Below are 18,163 nucleotides of genomic sequence, written 5' to 3' on the forward strand. Positions count from 1 at the left end.
GCGATAAGCAACAAGGAGAGTTTGATAAATCACTCATTTTTTGAACACGACCAACCGAATTATACTTCTAGTTTATTTTCTACCGATTGTACCTTACGGCGGGCTAATGCAAGATTGGCTTTTGATTTATCAAGCACCAAATAAATAAACAAGTCTTCATGCTTGGCTGTAGGACGGATGATGTGCAGTTGAGACTCCAAGGTGATCAACATATCTTCGATTTCACCTTTGATATCTAGTGATTTCATCGTTGCGACCTTCGCCTTTACCACTTGCGAGTTACCTGCTGCTGCAAGTTCTAAGTCAACGCCGCCGCCAGCCATACCAAGTACCATGCCTGACATATAGTCGACGATACAGCCACCCATTGCACCATCAAGATTCATTAATTCTTGTAACGACTCATCGATATTTGACATACTTTTTCCTATTTATCTGATTGTATTTGAATGAAGTCATTCCATCACAGAAGTGCCTTCGTAATTTAAAGGTATGAAGCTAAATTTAGCTTATTATTTACTCTTTTTATTATTAGTATATCTTAACATACACCTAAAACTTATAAGATAATTATAACAATAAAATATCAATAACTAAGTATGTTTTTTGGTAAAAACGATATAGTCTATTGATAAACAAAGTCTACATACCGTAGCGGTGGTCATTATACTCCATATATTAGACTCGATGACGCTTGCCCCTAACCACTCATGAACAAAAAACGACCGTTGGGTAGGAAAAAATAAAAACATCGAATAGTCATGCGGATTTAAAGTTCAAAACCCCCACTCTTGACACTAAAATGCCATTGATCGTTGAATCACTCCAAGCAAAAAAACAAGGAAAAACGATGTCCGATTTACTTATAAAAAATGCCCAATTACCCAATCATAAAAACTTGGTCAATATCAGTATAAGCGGCGCTTATATTGAGAGCATTGACGATGTTGCGGAAAAAACTGAACGTGATGATGCGCCAAAAGCAATTTACGATGCTAAAGGTTACTTTGTCTGTACAGGATTCTATGAGAGCCACATTCACCTTGATAAAGCCTGCATCCTTGATCGCTGTACTATAGAGCAAGGTGATTTAAACGAGGCTGTTGAAGAAACAGGTAAGGCTAAAAAGGATTTTACAGAAGTAGATGTGTTTAATCGTGCTTCACGAGTGATTGAGATGGCGATTAAAAAAGGCACCGTTGGTCTGCGCACCTTTGTTGAAACAGATTCAAAAACAGAGATGCGTGCCTTTAATGCCATCAAAAAAGCCCGCGACACCTATGCATTTGCCATCGATATAGAGATTTGCGCCTTTGCGCAATCAGGATTGACCAATGACCTGCATACTCATGAGCTACTTAAACTGGCATTGTCACAGGGCGCTGATTTGGTTGGTGGTTGCCCATACAAAGATGAGAATCCTCACAAGCATATTGAAATGGTGTTTGACTTGGCTGAGCAGTTTGACGTCGATGTTGATTTTCATCTGGATTTTGATCTGGATCCACAAGGCTCGAGCATTCCAAAATTGGTTGAAGAAACCATCAAGCGCCATTATCAAGGTCGCGTGTCTATTGGTCATGTGACTAAATTATCGGCGATGGACAAAGACAAGCGTATAGAAATGGCTGCCTTACTGAAATTCGCTGACATTACCTTGACAGTGTTACCAGCCACCGACATATTTTTGAATGGACGTAATTATGAGGCGCTCATTCCTAGAGGCATGGTCAACGCCAATGAGCTATTAGCAATGGGCATCAATACGACTATTTCTAGTAATAATATTTTAAATGCTTTCACGCCTTACGGTGATGCCTCACTAATTAGAATGGCAAATATGTATGCCAATATCACTCAATTAGCAAAAGATGAGCAGATAGCGGAGGTATTCGATATGATTAGCAAAAATGCAGCGAAGCTTTTGTCACGGCAAACGGAGATTAAAGTAGGAGCACTGGCTACCCTAGTCATATTAGAAGCGAAAGACGCGGTAGAAGCGATTAGAATCAATTCGCAAGCCATCGCAGGCTTTAAGCATGGCAAGCAAAATTTTTGCAATGAGGTCGCCCATATTTGCTTTTAATAACTTGAGTAACTTGAATACTCTTTAATTGAGTACATTCAGTCAATTGAAAGATACAGCCTATCAATGCGCCAGCACCTTTATCATGAAACATAGGCTTAAAACGATAAAAGCGTCACCCAACTATACATTGGATGACGCTTTTCATAACGGTTTTTTTACTATTTACTATAGCATTAACATCATGGTTTAAATACTTTTATATGCAGATAAGCTTAGTCCAAGGTTTGCACACCGCCGCCATTCACAAATATGGTTTGACCACTGACCCACTCAGATAGTGGTGCGGCAAAGTACAGCATAGCACCAGCGATATCATCAGCTTCACCCAAACGTTGAATCGGCGTATGCTCTAGCATTTTCTTTTCGATTTCTGGTGTTAGTACAGTTTTTAACGCATCAGTACGCGTTGCACCAGGGCCAACCGCGTTGACGCGTACCTCAGGGCCAAAATCATGTGCCAAGTTCGCCACCATATGATTGACAGCCGCTTTTGATCCCGCATAACCACTCATTTTCGGGCTTTTATTGATACTCGACATCGAAGTGGTAAATACAATCGAGCCATAACCCGACGCTTTCATGTGTGGCACGCATAATTGAGACAAGCGCCAGCAACTAAAAACATTCAACTCAAAGTCACGGCGAATATCATCGACCGATGCTGTGGCTGGGTTTTCACGACCACCGCCGCCGCCACCAGCATTATTGATTAAAATATTCACAGTGCCAAATTCAGCGACGACCTTATCTACCATAGCGACCAAATCTTCATCTTTTAAGATATTACATTCGACTGCCAAGCCTTTTACACCATAAGCTTCGATATCCTTGACCGCAGCCTTTGCGTCTTCTAATTTTAAATCAGCAACAGCGATATTTGCCCCAGCTTGTGCTAGACGTAACGCCGTTGCTTTACCAATACCATTTGCACCACCCGTCACAATTGCGGTTTTTCCTGACAGATCAAATAATTCATTAAATGCTCTATGTTTGAATTCTTGCATAATTATTCCTTATTATCATCATGTTTATAGATGGATTATTTGTTGTTATATTCGTTTAAACGATCTATATAATTATGCGTGATTAAACTGAGGCTAATGTGTCAAATTGACCACCTTTTGTAACTTAGTTTTGGCGCTACAACTTTTAGTAATCTATGTCGTGAATTCCGTCGATAGTAGCTTGGAATGTCATCGAAATATTCTTAAGAAACAATGACAACCCTTAAAATCAGGACAAAAAAAAGCCTCACAATAAAGTGAGGCTTTGATGCTTTTTCAAGCCATATTTGGAGCGGGAAAAGAGATTCGAACTCTCGACCCCAACCTTGGCAAGGTTATGCTCTACCACTGAGCTATTCCCGCTGATTATCGAATTGTAGTGTTGTTAACAACAACTCCGTCTCGATAGGCTGGCTATTCTATCAGATATTCTAACCCTGTCAACCTCATTTTTAACGTTTATTTCCAATATTATGTCTTTAACTCGCTATTTATTGATGTAATTATCATAAATAATTGATTTAGCGATAATTATTTATTTTAAATAATATCAATTATTTTTCACAATAATGTTAGAAATCTAAAGCTCTGTCCTTGTAGGTAGTATCTCATTGCCTATGAGACTATTTTTTGACTGAGATTTATGCCGCCTATCAAGTTTATAGACGTTAGTATCGAAAAATAGATTTGTTGGTGTCAACGTCCCTCTCACTTACAATCCTACGTTGTATTGTTACTTTTCCTGCATTGGTTTTGCCTTAGTAACATTATTATACTTATGCCTAATGACAGTTCGGGTAAAATTTTACTGTTGAGGTCACGTAGCAAGCATAGGTAGAACATTAATAAAAAATTGCCTTACTTGCTGCTTTGACTCTTTATTCCACAAAAAATTTAATACGAGTCATTTGAACGATAATTGTTTCAACGATAATCACTTTAACGACAACCGCTTTATTATTAATAGCCGCTTTGTTTTATTTTATTTTTTATCATTTACAGTGAGGATGTTTATTATGAAAAAATTACTGACCAGCACCGTGATGGCCGCTTCATTGTCGGCACTAGCACTGACAGGTTGTACCAGCACCACCAGTACTGGTGCCGTTGGCGTTGACCGTCAGCAGCTATTACTGGTTTCTAGTGAGCAAGTTTTGCAGCTGTCTGCACAGAGTTATGCCAAAACGTTGCAAGAAGCAAAAGCGCGCGGCGTGCTAGATACCAATAAGGCTCAGCTTAATCGCTTAAAGAACATCGCTAATCGTTTGGTCGGTCAGGTCGGTGTCTACCGTCCAGATGCGGCGAAATGGCAATGGGAAGTGCATACGATCAAATCTAATGAGCTGAATGCCTTTGTGGTACCAGGTGGTAAAATCATGTTTTACTCGGGTATCATTGACCGCCTGAATCTCACGGATGACGAGATTGCGGCTATTATGGGTCATGAGATGTCACATGCGCTGCGTGAGCACTCACGTGAACGTCTCTCACGTCAATATGCGACACAGACTGGTATCGGCGTGGCTGCTAGTATATTTGGACTGTCACAAGGTCAAGCTGAACTAGCAAACGTTGCTGGGGATTTGGGACTGAGCCGTCCGCACAGTCGTACACAAGAAGCTGAAGCCGATCAAATTGGTTTAGAGTTAATGGCACGTGCTGGCTATAACCCGCAAGCAGCGGTTACCTTATGGCAAAAAATGCAAAGCGCGAGCCAAGGTGAGCCACCACAGTTCTTAAGCACTCACCCGACCAGCAGCAATCGTATTGCTCAATTGCAATCGTTAATGCCTAAAGTGATGCCGCTTTATCAAAAAGCGCGTCGCTAACGAGATTGTTAGATTTCATGCTTTGAGTAAATGGCTGTTACTTATAATGATTGTTACTTATAAAAGCAGAGTACATGTTATAAATTGTGCTCTGCTTTTTTATGCTGATAGCTAACAGATACCGCTACTTGCCATGACTGGCTATTATTTATCGTCATTAAAGACAGTATGTTAAAAAGAATATCTTTCATTGCTATATTTTTTAAAAACAGGATAGCTCAAAAGTTTAATCGCTTACAGGCACACGCCACTTAATAGCAGGCTTTACCGCTAATAGCGTCTGCTATAATGGGCATTATTTGCAATTCACAAATTGCTAAGTATGATACCGCCAAGTACTATTAGGCAAAATATATGGAAAGATCATTATGAGTAAAACACCGACCGCTGATGCGCTCAATGCTGAGCTACAAGCGTTGCAGCCGCAACATATAGAATTGTTGAATGAGTCAATGAATCATTCTGGCTATTTTGATGGTAAAGAAAGCCATTTTAAGCTTACGATTGTTAGTGATGCTTTTGAAGGCAAAAGATTGGTCGCACGGCATCAGCTTGTATATGGAATGGCAAACTCCTTATTAACCTCGCAAGGCGGTCAAATTCATGCTTTAGCGATTCATGCTTACACCCCAATAGAATGGCAAGGTCAAAGCCCTGATAGTCCGTTATGTGCTGGACAAAACAAGGGCTAATAACGAACTATTGCGAAGGTAGGGCTTTCCATACCATAATTATATGTAACCATTAAGCGCTGAAACTGCACCTTTAAAGGAAATAATATCTCATGAAACATCTACACATGCTCATGGCTGTATTGCTCATTGCCCTATTTTTATATCAGAGCTATTTGGTATTAAGCTCAAACAAGCAAGCGCCACGCGTGGTTAAAATCTCTTCGCACGTTCTCTATGCCCTCATTATTGTGTCAGGGGCAGTCATGCTAATGCAGCTGATGAGTGCCAATGCACCCATACAATGGGTATTTGCAAAAGTAATCTTACTCGTTGCGGCTATCAGTGCCAGTATCAAAGCGTTTAATAACCACGCCACATCTAGTCAAAGAAAGACCGGTATTCTTATTGCTGGAGCGGCATATGTGGGCATTGTGGTACTAGCCTTTGCTAAACCTGGTAACTTATTTTAATAAACATATGACATTTTTATTGCACAAATACTTATATTACCAGCATTGAAAATATTTAATAAGTGCTATATTTTCAATATCTTAATCCCATTATTTTTGCTATCTTACATAAATACAATCGCCTCAATCTAGCCTAATGGAGCCACTATGAAAACTCTTACTGCAGCGACACTACTGGCGACAGCTGGCATTTTTGGTCTCTCAGGCTGTGCCTCGACGGGCAATGTCACGCCACAATATGTGCCGCCAAGCACGTATCAAAGTTACGATTGCCAAGCCCTTAGTCAAGAATATGCCCGCGTCAATCGCTATGTCGACGCGGCGCGCAATGAGCAATCAACTTTATCCGCCTCAGGTGTCGGGGTTGGGGTTTCTGCGGGACGTTGGGGCATCTCCCCTAATATTAGCTTTGGCGTTGGCAAAAGCAACAATACCAAGGCGCGCGATGCAAAATTATCACGGCTCTATGGCGAGCGTGATGCCATCATTCAATCCGCCCGCATTCAGCATTGTAGCTTTGCCAATGGTGTTAAGATTTATGGCGAGTAATACGTGATAGATTATGTGTAATAGATTATATTTAATAAGTTAAGTTTGATAAGTAATATTTAACTGCTCAACTCTTTGATGACTTTAGATAGTATTTGTTATAAAAAAGCCAGCATGCAATAAGCATACTGGCTTTTTTATAATCATAATCCGTTAAAACTCAAGAATGTAAGCTTTGTACCCACTGAACAATTTGATCGCTAGGTAACGCACCTGACTGCCGTGCTATCTCTCTACCATTTTTAAAAGCCACCATGGTTGGCAAACTGCGAATATTATAAGGTGCCGCCGCTTGCTCATATTTATCGGTTTGTATTTTGGCAAACACTACTTGTGGCAACTGACTGGCTGCCGTCTTGAACTGCGGTGCCATCATCAGACACGGCTGACACCAACTCGCCCAAAAATCAACGATGGTCAAGACTTCATTTTTTTGAATGACTTTACGAACCGTTTGGGCGTTTAGTTCATGAGGACTCCCCGTTAATAACGGCTGACCACATTTGCCACAATTTGGCGCAGCACTAAGTTTGGCTGCTGGTATGCGGTTGGTTGCCTGACAATGTGGGCAGACCAGATGAGAGTTTTGCTCACTCATTATAAGACTCCTATACAAGTAGCATGGGTATTGGTCGATCAAAGTATCCAATACCCATGCTTGATTATGTATTTATGACAATAAATCTAGCGACTTTTTAACGCTTGCAGGTATTCACCCCAAGCATTTTATACAAAGGACAAAAGCGGAAGAGTCCCGTGAGTAAAGGCACTAAGCCAATCACGCCCCACCAGCTTTGAAAATACAAACCCAAGCCGATAATCACAACACCCGCGATGATACGTAGTAAACGCTCAGTACTGCCGATATTAATTTCCATGGTTCAATCCTTAAGTGTGAAGGCTTAATGGTAGAGGAGTAATATAGCCATGTGTTTACGGTAAAGACTAGCATTATGATGGCTTATACTCGTATTGTGCTTACGTAACGTGATGCATGTTTATAATGTTTGCTTATTCTGATGTCTGCTTATCCTGATATCTGTCTTATTGCCCAAGTACATTAATCGGTACTTTGAGATAACGGGTACCATTGTCTTCTGGCTCTGGGAAATGACCTGCATCGATGTTTACTTGTACCGATGGAATAATTAGACGCGGCATGTCAAGAGTGGCATCGCGGCGCTCACGCATTTGCACAAACTCTGCTTCATTGATGCCATCTTTGACATGGATATTGCCCAGTTTCTGTGCAGCGACAGTCGTGGTTGGACAGTGTTGACGACCCTTGCTTGGATAATCATGGCACAGATATATTATCGTATCTTCAGGGAGCGCAAGGAGCTTCTTGATTGAGTGGTACAGCGTCTTGGCATCCCCACCTGGAAAGTCACAGCGAGCCGTCCCGACATCAGGAGCAAATAAAGTATCACCAACAAAGACCACGGTCTTTTCATCATCAGTAGCAATATAGGCCATATCTGCCGGCGTATGACCCGGTACATACATGACCGTAATAGTAATATTGCCAAGCGCCAAGGTATCGCCCTCATCCGTTAGAATATCGAACTGGCTGGCATCGGTGCGAAAGCTGGTATCAAAGTTGAATATTTGCTTAAATATTTTTTGCACTTCGGTGATATGTTGACCGATTACCAACTGCCCGCCAAGTGTGTCTTTGACATGTATCGCGGCGGATATATGATCAGCATGCGCATGAGTCTCTATGATGTAAACCAGCTTCCAACCATGCTCGCGGACGAACTCTATCACCTCATCGACGCTAGTAGTACTCGTGCGCCCTGACTTAGCATCAAAATCCAATACAGGATCGATGATGGCACAGACTTGTTGTTGAACGTCCGCGAGTACGTGAGTATAAGTTTCTGTGTCGCTATGTAAGAATGAATGAACTTGCATGGCTACCTCTTGGCTTTTAGATGAATATTTTATTTTTTGATAAATTGTTCAGTATAATATGCACCGGCTTCAGCTTATCGTATTGACCGCCACATATTTATCAACGATGCATATCAATATAGCAACGATTTAACATTTTATCAATTTATATAATGTAAATAATGATAACTTGCTATCCGTGGCAATATCATTGATAATTAATCTTATCTTAGCTATTAATCCTAAATTTTTTATTATGTCTTATATAAGGAGCTTGCTCTGACTACTTCTACTTCAGCATTGAGCACCTCGACTACTAGCATTGATGATGCGTCATCTAGCGTAGCAGACTTTGCCCCTAAAGACCTTACTGAGCAAATGCAGCAAGCGTCCATGCAAGCCAGCCAATTGTTAAAGTCGCTTTCACATCCAGATCGCTTATTACTCTTATGTCAGTTGACTCAAGGAGAATATTGCGTCAGCGAGCTTGAAAGCTTAGTCGGTGTTGGTCAGCCAAGCTTGTCACAGCAGCTTGGTATTCTACGCAAAGATGCGCTGGTGACGACCCGCCGTGAAGGCAAGCAAATCTATTATAGTATTGCCAGCGACGATGCCTTGGCGGTGTTACATTTATTGTATGAACGCTTTTGTGCCAAAACTGACAGCTAGTTTGTTGGCTTGAGTTTTTAGCATCACTTGTTAGCGTCATTTTTCAGCATAACTTTATGAATTTAGCGCTTGGCTGTATTTAACCTTTTCTTTTCTTTTCTTTTATTCAATTTTTTCTACTATAGTCGGTTCAATATAGTTTAGATACAAGGAAGGCAAGCGAAAGTACTACCAATAGTAGACTAAGCGAGCCTGACACCGTATCTGATTTATATAAGATTGACTATATATTGTGATGACATATTGCTATGCCTTCTATTGCCGCTCGTCTGATTCCTGCTTGGTTGCGTCAATACCAGCTGTCTGCCCTGCCAACTGACGTTGTTGCTGGGTTGGTGGTTGGGGTGCTCGTCATTCCGCAAAGCTTAGGTTATGCGGTATTGGCAGGATTACCACCCGTCTATGGACTCTACGCGGCCATCGTTCCCGTGCTGGTCTATGCATGGATAGGCTCGAGTAATGTGCAAGCAGTAGGGCCTGTCGCTATTACAGCGATTATGACAGCCAGTAGCCTACATCCTTATGCTACAGAGGGCTCTCAGCAGTATATATTGATGGCAAGTTTGCTGTCATTGATGGTTGGTACGATGTTATGGCTAGCAGGGCGGCTCAAACTGGGCTGGATTATGCAGTTTATCAGTCGCGGCGTTTCAGCAGGCTTTATCAGTGGTGCCGCCGTATTAATTTTTATCAGTCAGCTTAAATATCTGACCGCGATTCCTATTGCGGGAAATAACTTAATCGGTTATCTATCAAGCACGCAAATGTATGCACGCCAGCTACATCCGCTAACCTTAGTTATTGGCGTCATTGCTTTTGCACTGTTGGTGGCCAGTCGCTACGGTAGCAAATGGCTATGGAAGTCTTGGTTATCAGCGTCTTATGCCAAATGGGCTGAGCGACTATTTCCGCTTATTTTGCTCGGTATTGCGATTGTTTTGAGCATTAGCTTACACTGGACCACGAACGGCGTGGCCACGATTGGGAATATTCCACAAGGCTTACCAACCTTTACTCTGCCCTATGTACCAGACTTCGATGAAGCGCTGAATTTATTACCTAGCGCAGGTTTAATGGCATTGATTATCTTTGTCTCTAGCAGCTCCGTCGCCAGCAACTATGCACGCCTGCGCGGTGAGGCTTTTAACGCCAATAGGGAGCTGACTGGACTGGGGCTTGCCAATATGGCAGGTGGCTTTTTTCAAGGCTTTACCGTCGCTGGCGGCTTTTCGCGCACCGCTATCAATGCCGACTCAGGGGCCAAAACACCAGTTGCAAGTTTAGTAACTGTGCTGGTCATGATTGCTGCTTTAATCGCTTTTGGCAATGTACTCGCACCACTGCCCTACGCTTTATTGGGTGCAACCATCATGGCATCGATCATCGGTCTCATTGATATGGCAACCTTGAAGTCGGCATGGCAACGCGACCGCCTAGATGCGGCCAGCTTTTTGGCGGCATTCATCGGCGTATTGATATTTGGATTAAATACTGGCTTGGTGATTGGTTTGATGGTGTCGTTTGCTAGCCTCATTTGGCAATCGAGTAAACCGCACGTCGCTGTGGTTGGGCAGCTAGCTGGCACAGGGCATTTTCGCAATATAAACCGTCACGATGTGGTGACCTTTAGCAATTTATTGATGCTGCGTATCGATGAGAGCTTATTTTTTGGCAATAGTGAATCCGTCCATCGTAGGGTCATACAAGCCACTCAGCAATATCCAGAAGCGCATGAGGTCATACTCATCATGTCAGCAGTCAATCATATTGATTTGACCGGACAAGAGATGCTGATTAGCCTCAATCAAGAGCTGTTGAACCAAAATAAACATTTAAACTTTAGCTTTATTAAAGGGCCAGTAATGGACATCATCGAGCATACTCCGGTCATTACTAACCTCTCAGGTCAAGTTTATTTAAGCACGATGGATGCGGTAAATGCGCTAAAGGATTTCTAATCGGTCTGTGAGACTATGTTGCTCAATCAAGCATAATTATTATTATGCTGTGACAAAATATAGATATGATAAAAGCTGTGTTATGCTAAATTGGTATAAGCCCTTAAAAAATACAGCCTTTAGAAGAGATACCTAAAGTACAGCCTTTATAAAATGGCACTTAGCTACAATACGATACCTCCAAACGTCTTTTAATATACGCGACCGAAGCTACTTATGACCGATAACTTAACCATTTATAAGCAAATTTATCCAAGCCAATGCACCAAGATTGCTGAGCTTGGCTACCGCTCCGTGCTCAATATTCGTCCTGATGCCGAGACAGAAACGCAGCCCAATAGCGGCGACTTTACCAGTGCGACGACAAAAGCCAACCTTACTTATCATCATTTACCCTTTGATGATGAGCGCTTGAGCATGGCGACTGTCGAGCAGTTTGCGGCGTTTTATCGCTCTATGCCTAAACCAATATTGATGTTTTGCGGAACAGGTGCACGTGCTAAATTGTTGTATCAAAGCGCATTGATGCAAGGTTTGTTGTAAAAACCGCTATACCTTATTGAAATATTTTAATCCAAGCGCAAAAGTTTCGTTTTTACGCTAAAAAATAAAAAGGAGCTCTTATGAGCCATCAAATTAGTATTACCGGACAAATCACCCCTGATCAAGTACCTATGATTGCTGAAAATGGTTTTAAAACCATTATTAACAACCGTCCAGATGGTGAAGAGCCGAATCAACCGACCAGCGCTGAGATTGAAGCTGCCGCTAAAAAAGCAGGTCTTGCTTATAAAGAAGTGTCTTTCGCTGGTAGTGAGCTTAATCAAAACCATGTCGAAGAATTTGCTGATTTCTTTAATCAAGCTGAACAGCCAATGCTGATCTTTTGCCGTACTGGCAACCGCTCAACAGGTATTTATGAAGCGGCAAAGCGTATGGATTTATTAGACGATTGATAGTGATTTAAATATAATCGCTACTGCTGAAAAAACGCCCGTCCAAATTTTGGATGGGTGTTTTTTATTGGAATTACTAAACTATAGACTGGTCAATTTTCAGCATTGGGTACATAATCAAATTTTATTTATATAATTTGATAGGATTTTATGATGCAAAAACCACTTCTCATTATCGGCAATAAAAACTATTCGTCATGGTCATTACGAGCTTGGCTATTACTCAAAGCTTTTAATATTGATTTTGATGAGCAACTGATTGAACTGTTTCATCCATCCGCGATACCCATTCTCAATGAACATGCGCCAACAGGCAAAGTACCGGTTCTGGTTTATGGTCAAGGTGATGAAAAAGTTACGGTATGGGATACTTTAGCGATAGCCATTCACGCCAATGATTATTTGACAGAATTAGATCTTTGGACAGGATTGAAGAAGTCTGACGCTGAGACCAATACTAGCAACAGAATAAATAGCGCTTATTGCCAAAGCATCATCGCTGAGATGCACTCAGGGTTCATGGGCATTCGTAGTGAGATGCCGATGAACATTCGAGCTAAAGCAAAAATACAACCTAGCAATGCCTGCTTAAATGATATCGCGCGTATAGAAACAATATTCGAAGATTGCCTGAAAGAGCGCTCAAAAGACGGCTACTTGTTTGGTTCATTTACGGCTGCTGATGCTTTTTTCGCACCAGTTATTCTACGCTTGCAAACGTATGCCGATGCCTCTGACATAGCATTGAAATCAACGACCAAACAATATTGTGAAACGATGTTAAACAATCCTCATCTACAGGCTTGGCGAGAGGCAGCACTTGAAGAAACTCGCGTAATTAAAGAAGATGAAGCAGGTGAGATACTGTCGGTGGTTGGGGTGTTGGCTGACCAAAAGTGAATCATTGAAAACGAGCTTAATAATTATCTTTTAAAGGATATTCATTAGGCTCTATATAGCCTTTGTTTTTTTGATAATTAATACGATAAGTAGCGTTATGATATTTCTTGCCTTTCACAAATCCATTGAGTGTTATTTCTAAAGGATAAAACCCATTAACGGTTTTATGACTATCGATAGTAAAGGTAGTTTTGGTATTATCGCACTCTGACATATCGTCTTCGCATTTCCCCGCATTTTCGTTATTAAAATTAATACCTATCCAACTCTGTGTAATACCGCTGCCACTAGGTGTCAATATGACAAGACTATCACTGTAATAACCTTGATGCGTATCACCATGCTCATTTATAAAGCCCCACGTATTTGTCGCAAACTGTTCTAAATCCCAACCACTTAAACCAAGACCATTACTGCCTGCATTCATATAAGGATTGGCCGACTCAACTTGCCAGCCTTCACCTTTAGGCTTTAAAACAAACATACCGACTAAACCACTGTCAAAGCGAGTGTCGGTATACTCCAACGCTTCACCATCCTCGTTAAAACTAGCGTTACCTTTCATCACTATATATAAACGTTTACCTTTATCCGTCTCTATGACCTTTTGCCTATCAATATCGATGCAATAGCCCGTCATATAAGGCTCTCTAGTTAAACCATTGACGGAACCAGAAGGAGCAATCGCGCCATGACACCCTAATGCTTCATTATAAAGCGGATAGTACGGCTTGAGGATATCCATCACACTATCAGCAGCAGAGGCTGTACCGCATATTAATGTGACTGTAATAAGGAACGCTACTTTTCTTAAGCTGAGTAATCCTAAATTAGATTTGAACATCTTAAATACTTCCTTTGAAGCTCTCAAAATTTTTATCGTTCATTTTTATGAAACACGAATATAGTTATGAATATGAATCAAAAGCTTACATCTTTCATTGGATAATCATTAGGTACTTGATACCCTAATCGGGGTTGATACTTAATAAGATAGACTTGATTTTTATATACCTTATCATCTTCAAAACCGTTTAGCGTAATCTCTAACGGATAAAAACCATTAATTATCGTCTTCTTATCAACGCCTAGCTTAGCCTTTAAAAGTGTACAAGTACTGGCATCAGGATTGCTACAACCTCCTGCTGACCCAGATCCTCCATTAGAATGTTCATACTTGGCTTCTACCCAGCTTCTTCTAATATTACTCTTGTCTGGTGTAAGTAAAATAAAAGCCGAGCCTGAATGAACCCAATGCGAATCACTATGAATGTTAATAAATCCCCATTTATCAGGGGCAACTTGTATCAGCTTCCAGTCTTTTAGACCTTTACCAGAAGCACCTGCATTCATCGCTGGATTGGCAGATTCTACTTCCCAGCCTGAACCTTGTGGCTTTAGAACAAACATGCCTACTAGACCAGAAAATACGTGTGCTCCATACGCTTCGCTACCGTCTTCATTAAAACCGATATCGCCAATGACCGATATATATAGCCTTGTACCCTGCTTGGCTTGTACCTTTAATTGTCTATCAATTTTAATACAGTAACCGTTTTGATAAAGTGTGCCTTCGCCATCTGATGAACCGTTATTAGCCATAATACCTCGACACTGCTTAGCCTCATTATAGATAGGATAGTATTCATTCAGAATCTCATTGACCGTTTGCCCTGCATAAGCATTGGTTACACTAAATATAAACGATATAAAAACCAGACATTTAACCCAATGATTATTTTTGCGAACTGCATATTTATTTTTCACTATTAAGGCTCTCATAAAATATTAACGAACATAAGTTAATTGATAAATTTTTACAAGTAGTATATCAGCACCCATAAAAAAACCACCTCAAAAGAGGTGGCTTGTTAGACTAAATTTAGCGTGAAATAACTTACTGCATAACCAAGTACTCAAACGCTGATAATGCCGCTTTGCTACCTTCACCCATCGCAATATTAATCTGCTTAAATGGCACAGTCGTGACGTCACCACAAGCAAAGATACCTTTGCGATCAGTACGGCAGCGCTCATCAATCTCAATCTCGCCAAAACGGTTCAAATCAACAAAGCCTTTGACAAACGCAGAGTTCGGTACTAAGCCGATCTGTACAAACACCCCTGCCAAGTCACGCTCATGAGTATCACCTGTGCTGCGATCTTGATAAACGATCGAAGTCACTTTACCATCAGTCGCTTTAATTTCTTGCGTCGCTGCGCCAGTGATAAATTCGATATTGGCTTTCTCTTTGGCTTTGTTAATCAACACCTGATCCGCTTTTAAATCATCCGCGAACTCAAGCACGGTCACATGCTTCACGATACCAGCAAGATCTAATGCCGCTTCGATACCAGAGTTACCACCACCGACGACAGCAATATCTTTACCCTTAAAGAATGGGCCATCACAGTGAGCACAGAAAGCCACGCCTTTACCGATGTTTTCTTCTTCACCTGGAACACCAAGCTTACGCCACTGAGCACCCGTCGCTAAGATAATACTGCGTGTCTCAAACGTCTCACCCGTATTTAGATGAATGCGATAGTTTTCATCTTCTGTCTCACTAATTTCTTTGACGCTGACGTGCTCTTTTAAAGTAATATCGTATTCGCGTAAATGCTTTTCAAAGTTCGCTGACAGCTCAGTACCAGTCGTTAAAGGCACAGAAATCAAGTTTTCGATATCCTGCGTGTCTTTCACCTGTCCGCCGATACGATCAGCAACCATCGTCACTTTTAAGCCTTTACGAGCGGTATAAATCGCAGCGGCAACGCCAGCTGGACCTGCACCAATAATCGTCACATCTTGCTGCTCTAACTGCTCAGCATCGTCAGCAGCTTCTGCTAACAAGTCAGGAAATTGCTCTTGCAACTTTCCAATCAATTTTGCCGTGTCGATGAGACCATTGGCAAACGGTTTACCATTTAAGAATACCGCTGGTACACCTTGGATGTTATTAGCATCAACCTGCTCTTGGAATAGAGCACCATCAATCATCTCGTTGCTAATACCATCGTTCAATAGTGCAAACTGGTTGAGCGCTTGCACCACTTCTGGGCAACTATGGCAAGATAGCGACACGTAAGTTTGAAACTGTAGTGGCTTATTAAAACGCTTAATCAGCTTTTGAATACTTTCATCCAATTTTAGCGTATGACCACCGGCTTGCAAAATAGCCAAAATCAGCGAGGTAAATTCATGACCACCGGGAATACCACTAAAGACGATACCCGTATCAGTCAATTCACCATCGACATGACTGACCACTTTAAAGCTAATTGGACTTGGTAAGCTATCATCAGTTGCTGTTGCATCAAAATTGATTTTATCTGTGGTGCCAGCGATTTTAGTCAAAAAATCAATCAATTCAGCACGCTTGCTATGTTCGCCACTACCCAATACAAAGGTAATTGGACGAGTCATTTTTTCGCTATAACTTTTGATGGCATCTAATAAACTTTTATCTATCATGTTTGTTCCTCATCATTACTGGATATGTAACGGCAACTGTCAAGTTGCTCGTTCAAATATAGACTATTTGGTATTAATAATTTTATCTAAAATATTATAGGCCATAAGTTTATGCCCTTTGATGTCTCTATTATCATAGGTTCTGAGGGTTTCGGCAAGCTGAGAAACTCAAACCTTATGTTTTATAAAACCAATCATTAATTATTATTTAAAATTAAATATTAATCTACATGTAGATTATTCTCATGGTAACAAGGCTATTTTTTCGCTACAATCAAATGAGGCTAATAAGAAAAACTCTTATTTCCCTCGTTGCAGATTGTCTTTTATGCAAGTTTATCAAAGACGCTTTCTGCTACTATTAGGTCTTATCCATATTGAGCTAAATAGTGTTTTGGCTTAATAAAATCAAGTCTCGAAATCATAGCAATTCATCAAAACAATCTTACGACCATGCGCGGATGCTTACTGCAAACTTGCGCTTCATAACAAGGATGACAACATGAGAAAGACTGATACATGGCAAGATAACAAAGACATTATTGCTGAGCTTAAGCTAAAAGACAGTCATTTTGCGACGATCTTTGATGAGCATACCCAGCTAGATCAGCAGATTAATCAGTTGGATAAAAACTTGGTGACACACACCAGTCGCGATGAAGAAATTGAACTGATGAAACGACGAAAACTGCATTTAAAAGATGAGATTTATAAGATAATTGATAAAAATAAACTACAATCTCATGCTTAGCGCTTCACTTATTATCACGATGCATGAATAAAAACATTTATTGATAAATAACACAAAAAGACCCCATCAACTTATGCTGATGGGGTCTTCATTTATAATGCTGATTTAACTCAAAGTAGGATATACAGCACTACAAATATCTAAAGTATTGAACCAGTTCGTTAAATCAAGAGTTAGATTTTACCAACAAGATCAAGACTTGGTTTTAGCGTTTCTTGACCAGCTTCCCAAGCGGCAGGGCAAACTTCGCCATCGTTTTCACGAACATATTGAGCTGCTTTTACTTTACGTAGCATGTCTTTTGCACTACGGCCAATACCACCAGCATGAATCTCAGCAACTTGAATCAAGCCGTCTGGATCAACTAGGAATGTACCGCGTTCAGCCAAACCTGCTTCTTCGATCATGACGTTAAAGCCACGAGTGATACGGCCAGTAGGATCACCGATCATTGGGTATTGTACTTTACCGATCGCTTCTGAAGAATCATGCCATGCTTTATGCGTGAAATGAGTATCCGTAGATACTGAGTATACTTCTACGCCCAAACCTTTAAGCTCGTCATAATGAGCCGCCATGTCTTCAAGTTCAGTTGGGCAAACAAAGGTAAAGTCAGCTGGGTAGAATAAAAAGATTGCCCAGTTGCCTTTTACATCTTCTGAAGTGATGGTTTTGAATTCACCATTAACGTACGCATCAGCTGAAAATTCTGGGATTTCTTGATTGATAATAGACGCCATGATTGGCTCCTTTATAGTTGATTGATAGTTAAGTTAATTGAAATTTCTTGGTATGATTGTTTCTATTAAGCCTTTACTGCTTTGGGCTACCTGACAAACTATACGCGAATTCTATCGTTAATCCAGTTAAAAGTTTTTAATGTGATGTTTTGTTTTATTAAACTTGTTAAACTATTCTCTCTACTTTTTATCATCAGTGCATT

20 protein-coding genes and 1 tRNA gene are annotated in these 18,163 nt (G+C 40.8%); 11 read left to right on the forward strand and 10 right to left on the reverse strand.

All coding sequences use genetic code 11. The annotated features are described in order from the left end of the window. Positions 1-59 precede the first annotated feature (59 nt). On the reverse strand, positions 60-419 hold the full coding sequence (locus JMW94_RS02440) for a hypothetical protein (protein ID WP_201600555.1): 360 nt from the start codon (positions 417-419) through the stop codon (positions 60-62). Between the two features lie 431 nt (positions 420-850). On the opposite strand from JMW94_RS02440, the gene JMW94_RS02445 reads away from it, so the two are divergent. Next, positions 851-2,086, forward strand: coding sequence for an amidohydrolase family protein (locus tag JMW94_RS02445; protein ID WP_201600558.1), 1,236 nt, complete (start codon positions 851-853; stop codon positions 2,084-2,086). A gap of 215 nt (positions 2,087-2,301) precedes the next feature. On the opposite strand, the gene JMW94_RS02450 is transcribed toward JMW94_RS02445, so the two are convergent. After that, on the reverse strand, positions 2,302-3,093 hold the full coding sequence (locus JMW94_RS02450; protein WP_201600560.1) for a glucose 1-dehydrogenase: 792 nt from the start codon (positions 3,091-3,093) through the stop codon (positions 2,302-2,304). Positions 3,094-3,381: 288 nt separating this feature from the next. Then, positions 3,382-3,456 (reverse strand) — tRNA-Gly (locus JMW94_RS02455). Between the two features lie 653 nt (positions 3,457-4,109). Here JMW94_RS02455 and JMW94_RS02460 point away from each other — a divergent pair. The 4 genes from JMW94_RS02460 to JMW94_RS02475 all read left to right on the forward strand — a co-directional run bounded on the left by JMW94_RS02460 (position 4,110) and on the right by JMW94_RS02475 (position 6,615). Beyond that, positions 4,110-4,922, forward strand: coding sequence for a M48 family metallopeptidase (locus JMW94_RS02460; protein WP_045453551.1), 813 nt, complete (start codon positions 4,110-4,112; stop codon positions 4,920-4,922). 368 nt (positions 4,923-5,290) lie between these two features. Beyond that, positions 5,291-5,614, forward strand: coding sequence for a BolA family protein (locus JMW94_RS02465; protein WP_201600563.1), 324 nt, complete (start codon positions 5,291-5,293; stop codon positions 5,612-5,614). Positions 5,615-5,706: 92 nt separating this feature from the next. Next, a complete protein-coding gene (locus JMW94_RS02470; protein ID WP_201600566.1) occupies positions 5,707-6,066 on the forward strand; it encodes a SirB2 family protein in 360 nt (119 codons plus the stop codon). Between the two features lie 147 nt (positions 6,067-6,213). After that, the gene (locus JMW94_RS02475; RefSeq protein ID WP_201600569.1) at positions 6,214-6,615 is read left to right on the forward strand and encodes a hypothetical protein; all 402 of its coding nucleotides are present in this window, start codon (positions 6,214-6,216) and stop codon (positions 6,613-6,615) included. 160 nt (positions 6,616-6,775) lie between these two features. Here JMW94_RS02475 and trxC read toward each other — a convergent pair whose 3' ends face one another. The 3 genes from trxC to JMW94_RS02490 form a co-directional block, all read right to left on the reverse strand. After that, the gene (trxC, locus tag JMW94_RS02480) at positions 6,776-7,213 is read right to left on the reverse strand and encodes a thioredoxin TrxC (RefSeq protein WP_198330189.1); all 438 of its coding nucleotides are present in this window, start codon (positions 7,211-7,213) and stop codon (positions 6,776-6,778) included. Between the two features lie 97 nt (positions 7,214-7,310). Then, positions 7,311-7,493, reverse strand: coding sequence for a DUF2892 domain-containing protein (locus JMW94_RS02485; RefSeq protein WP_198330188.1), 183 nt, complete (start codon positions 7,491-7,493; stop codon positions 7,311-7,313). A gap of 166 nt (positions 7,494-7,659) precedes the next feature. Beyond that, positions 7,660-8,532, reverse strand: a complete 873-nt coding sequence (locus tag JMW94_RS02490) for an MBL fold metallo-hydrolase (protein ID WP_201600572.1) — start codon at positions 8,530-8,532, stop codon at positions 7,660-7,662. 279 nt (positions 8,533-8,811) lie between these two features. Between JMW94_RS02490 and JMW94_RS02495 the strand changes: the two genes are divergently transcribed. From JMW94_RS02495 to JMW94_RS02515, 5 genes are all read left to right on the forward strand, one after another. Beyond that, positions 8,812-9,180 (forward strand): ArsR/SmtB family transcription factor, encoded by a 369-nt coding sequence (locus JMW94_RS02495; RefSeq protein WP_265088300.1) that lies wholly within the window; start codon positions 8,812-8,814, stop codon positions 9,178-9,180. Between the two features lie 248 nt (positions 9,181-9,428). Next, positions 9,429-11,138: a SulP family inorganic anion transporter gene (locus JMW94_RS02500; RefSeq protein ID WP_201600575.1), complete on the forward strand. Its 1,710-nt coding sequence runs from the start codon at positions 9,429-9,431 to the stop codon at positions 11,136-11,138. Between the two features lie 216 nt (positions 11,139-11,354). Beyond that, the gene (locus JMW94_RS02505) at positions 11,355-11,681 is read left to right on the forward strand and encodes a beta-lactamase hydrolase domain-containing protein (protein ID WP_201600578.1); all 327 of its coding nucleotides are present in this window, start codon (positions 11,355-11,357) and stop codon (positions 11,679-11,681) included. Positions 11,682-11,761: 80 nt separating this feature from the next. Beyond that, positions 11,762-12,094 (forward strand): TIGR01244 family sulfur transferase, encoded by a 333-nt coding sequence (locus JMW94_RS02510; RefSeq protein ID WP_021813753.1) that lies wholly within the window; start codon positions 11,762-11,764, stop codon positions 12,092-12,094. 153 nt (positions 12,095-12,247) lie between these two features. Beyond that, on the forward strand, positions 12,248-12,994 hold the full coding sequence (locus tag JMW94_RS02515) for a glutathione S-transferase family protein (RefSeq protein WP_201600581.1): 747 nt from the start codon (positions 12,248-12,250) through the stop codon (positions 12,992-12,994). A 16-nt stretch (positions 12,995-13,010) separates the two neighbouring features. Here the strand turns inward: JMW94_RS02515 and JMW94_RS02520 are convergent, their stop codons facing one another. The 3 genes from JMW94_RS02520 to ahpF form a co-directional block, all read right to left on the reverse strand. Further along, entirely contained in the window at positions 13,011-13,838 is an 828-nt protein-coding gene (locus JMW94_RS02520; protein ID WP_201600584.1) for a hypothetical protein, read from the reverse strand. Between the two features lie 77 nt (positions 13,839-13,915). Then, a complete protein-coding gene (locus JMW94_RS02525; RefSeq protein WP_201600587.1) occupies positions 13,916-14,761 on the reverse strand; it encodes a hypothetical protein in 846 nt (281 codons plus the stop codon). A gap of 130 nt (positions 14,762-14,891) precedes the next feature. Then, positions 14,892-16,469, reverse strand: coding sequence for an alkyl hydroperoxide reductase subunit F (gene ahpF / locus JMW94_RS02530; RefSeq protein ID WP_201600590.1), 1,578 nt, complete (start codon positions 16,467-16,469; stop codon positions 14,892-14,894). Positions 16,470-16,971: 502 nt separating this feature from the next. Here ahpF and JMW94_RS02535 point away from each other — a divergent pair. Beyond that, complete coding sequence (locus JMW94_RS02535; RefSeq protein WP_045444089.1) at positions 16,972-17,220, forward strand: YdcH family protein; 249 nt, start codon at positions 16,972-16,974, stop codon at positions 17,218-17,220. Between the two features lie 173 nt (positions 17,221-17,393). On the opposite strand, the gene ahpC is transcribed toward JMW94_RS02535, so the two are convergent. Beyond that, positions 17,394-17,960 (reverse strand): alkyl hydroperoxide reductase subunit C, encoded by a 567-nt coding sequence (ahpC, locus tag JMW94_RS02540; RefSeq protein WP_045453533.1) that lies wholly within the window; start codon positions 17,958-17,960, stop codon positions 17,394-17,396. Between the last annotated feature and the right edge of the window lie 203 nt (positions 17,961-18,163).

Origin of the sequence: Psychrobacter immobilis (assembly GCF_904846185.1) — a bacterium.
In the GTDB taxonomy this organism is placed as follows: domain Bacteria; phylum Pseudomonadota; class Gammaproteobacteria; order Pseudomonadales; family Moraxellaceae; genus Psychrobacter; species Psychrobacter immobilis_B.

Excerpts from the sequence above, each read along its gene's own strand:
- JMW94_RS02440 (WP_201600555.1), bottom strand. The coding sequence starts at position 419 with ATGTCAAATATCGATGAGTCGTTACAAGAATTAATGAATCTTGATGGT.
- JMW94_RS02445 (WP_201600558.1), top strand. The coding sequence starts at position 851 with ATGTCCGATTTACTTATAAAAAATGCCCAATTACCCAATCATAAAAAC.
- JMW94_RS02450 (WP_201600560.1), bottom strand. The coding sequence starts at position 3,093 with ATGCAAGAATTCAAACATAGAGCATTTAATGAATTATTTGATCTGTCA.
- JMW94_RS02460 (WP_045453551.1), top strand. The coding sequence starts at position 4,110 with ATGAAAAAATTACTGACCAGCACCGTGATGGCCGCTTCATTGTCGGCA.
- JMW94_RS02465 (WP_201600563.1), top strand. The coding sequence starts at position 5,291 with ATGAGTAAAACACCGACCGCTGATGCGCTCAATGCTGAGCTACAAGCG.
- JMW94_RS02470 (WP_201600566.1), top strand. The coding sequence starts at position 5,707 with ATGAAACATCTACACATGCTCATGGCTGTATTGCTCATTGCCCTATTT.
- JMW94_RS02475 (WP_201600569.1), top strand. The coding sequence starts at position 6,214 with ATGAAAACTCTTACTGCAGCGACACTACTGGCGACAGCTGGCATTTTT.
- trxC (WP_198330189.1), bottom strand. The coding sequence starts at position 7,213 with ATGAGTGAGCAAAACTCTCATCTGGTCTGCCCACATTGTCAGGCAACC.
- JMW94_RS02485 (WP_198330188.1), bottom strand. The coding sequence starts at position 7,493 with ATGGAAATTAATATCGGCAGTACTGAGCGTTTACTACGTATCATCGCG.
- JMW94_RS02490 (WP_201600572.1), bottom strand. The coding sequence starts at position 8,532 with ATGCAAGTTCATTCATTCTTACATAGCGACACAGAAACTTATACTCAC.
- JMW94_RS02500 (WP_201600575.1), top strand. The coding sequence starts at position 9,429 with ATGCCTTCTATTGCCGCTCGTCTGATTCCTGCTTGGTTGCGTCAATAC.
- JMW94_RS02505 (WP_201600578.1), top strand. The coding sequence starts at position 11,355 with ATGACCGATAACTTAACCATTTATAAGCAAATTTATCCAAGCCAATGC.
- JMW94_RS02510 (WP_021813753.1), top strand. The coding sequence starts at position 11,762 with ATGAGCCATCAAATTAGTATTACCGGACAAATCACCCCTGATCAAGTA.
- JMW94_RS02515 (WP_201600581.1), top strand. The coding sequence starts at position 12,248 with ATGCAAAAACCACTTCTCATTATCGGCAATAAAAACTATTCGTCATGG.
- JMW94_RS02520 (WP_201600584.1), bottom strand. The coding sequence starts at position 13,838 with ATGTTCAAATCTAATTTAGGATTACTCAGCTTAAGAAAAGTAGCGTTC.
- ahpF (WP_201600590.1), bottom strand. The coding sequence starts at position 16,469 with ATGATAGATAAAAGTTTATTAGATGCCATCAAAAGTTATAGCGAAAAA.
- JMW94_RS02535 (WP_045444089.1), top strand. The coding sequence starts at position 16,972 with ATGAGAAAGACTGATACATGGCAAGATAACAAAGACATTATTGCTGAG.
- ahpC (WP_045453533.1), bottom strand. The coding sequence starts at position 17,960 with ATGGCGTCTATTATCAATCAAGAAATCCCAGAATTTTCAGCTGATGCG.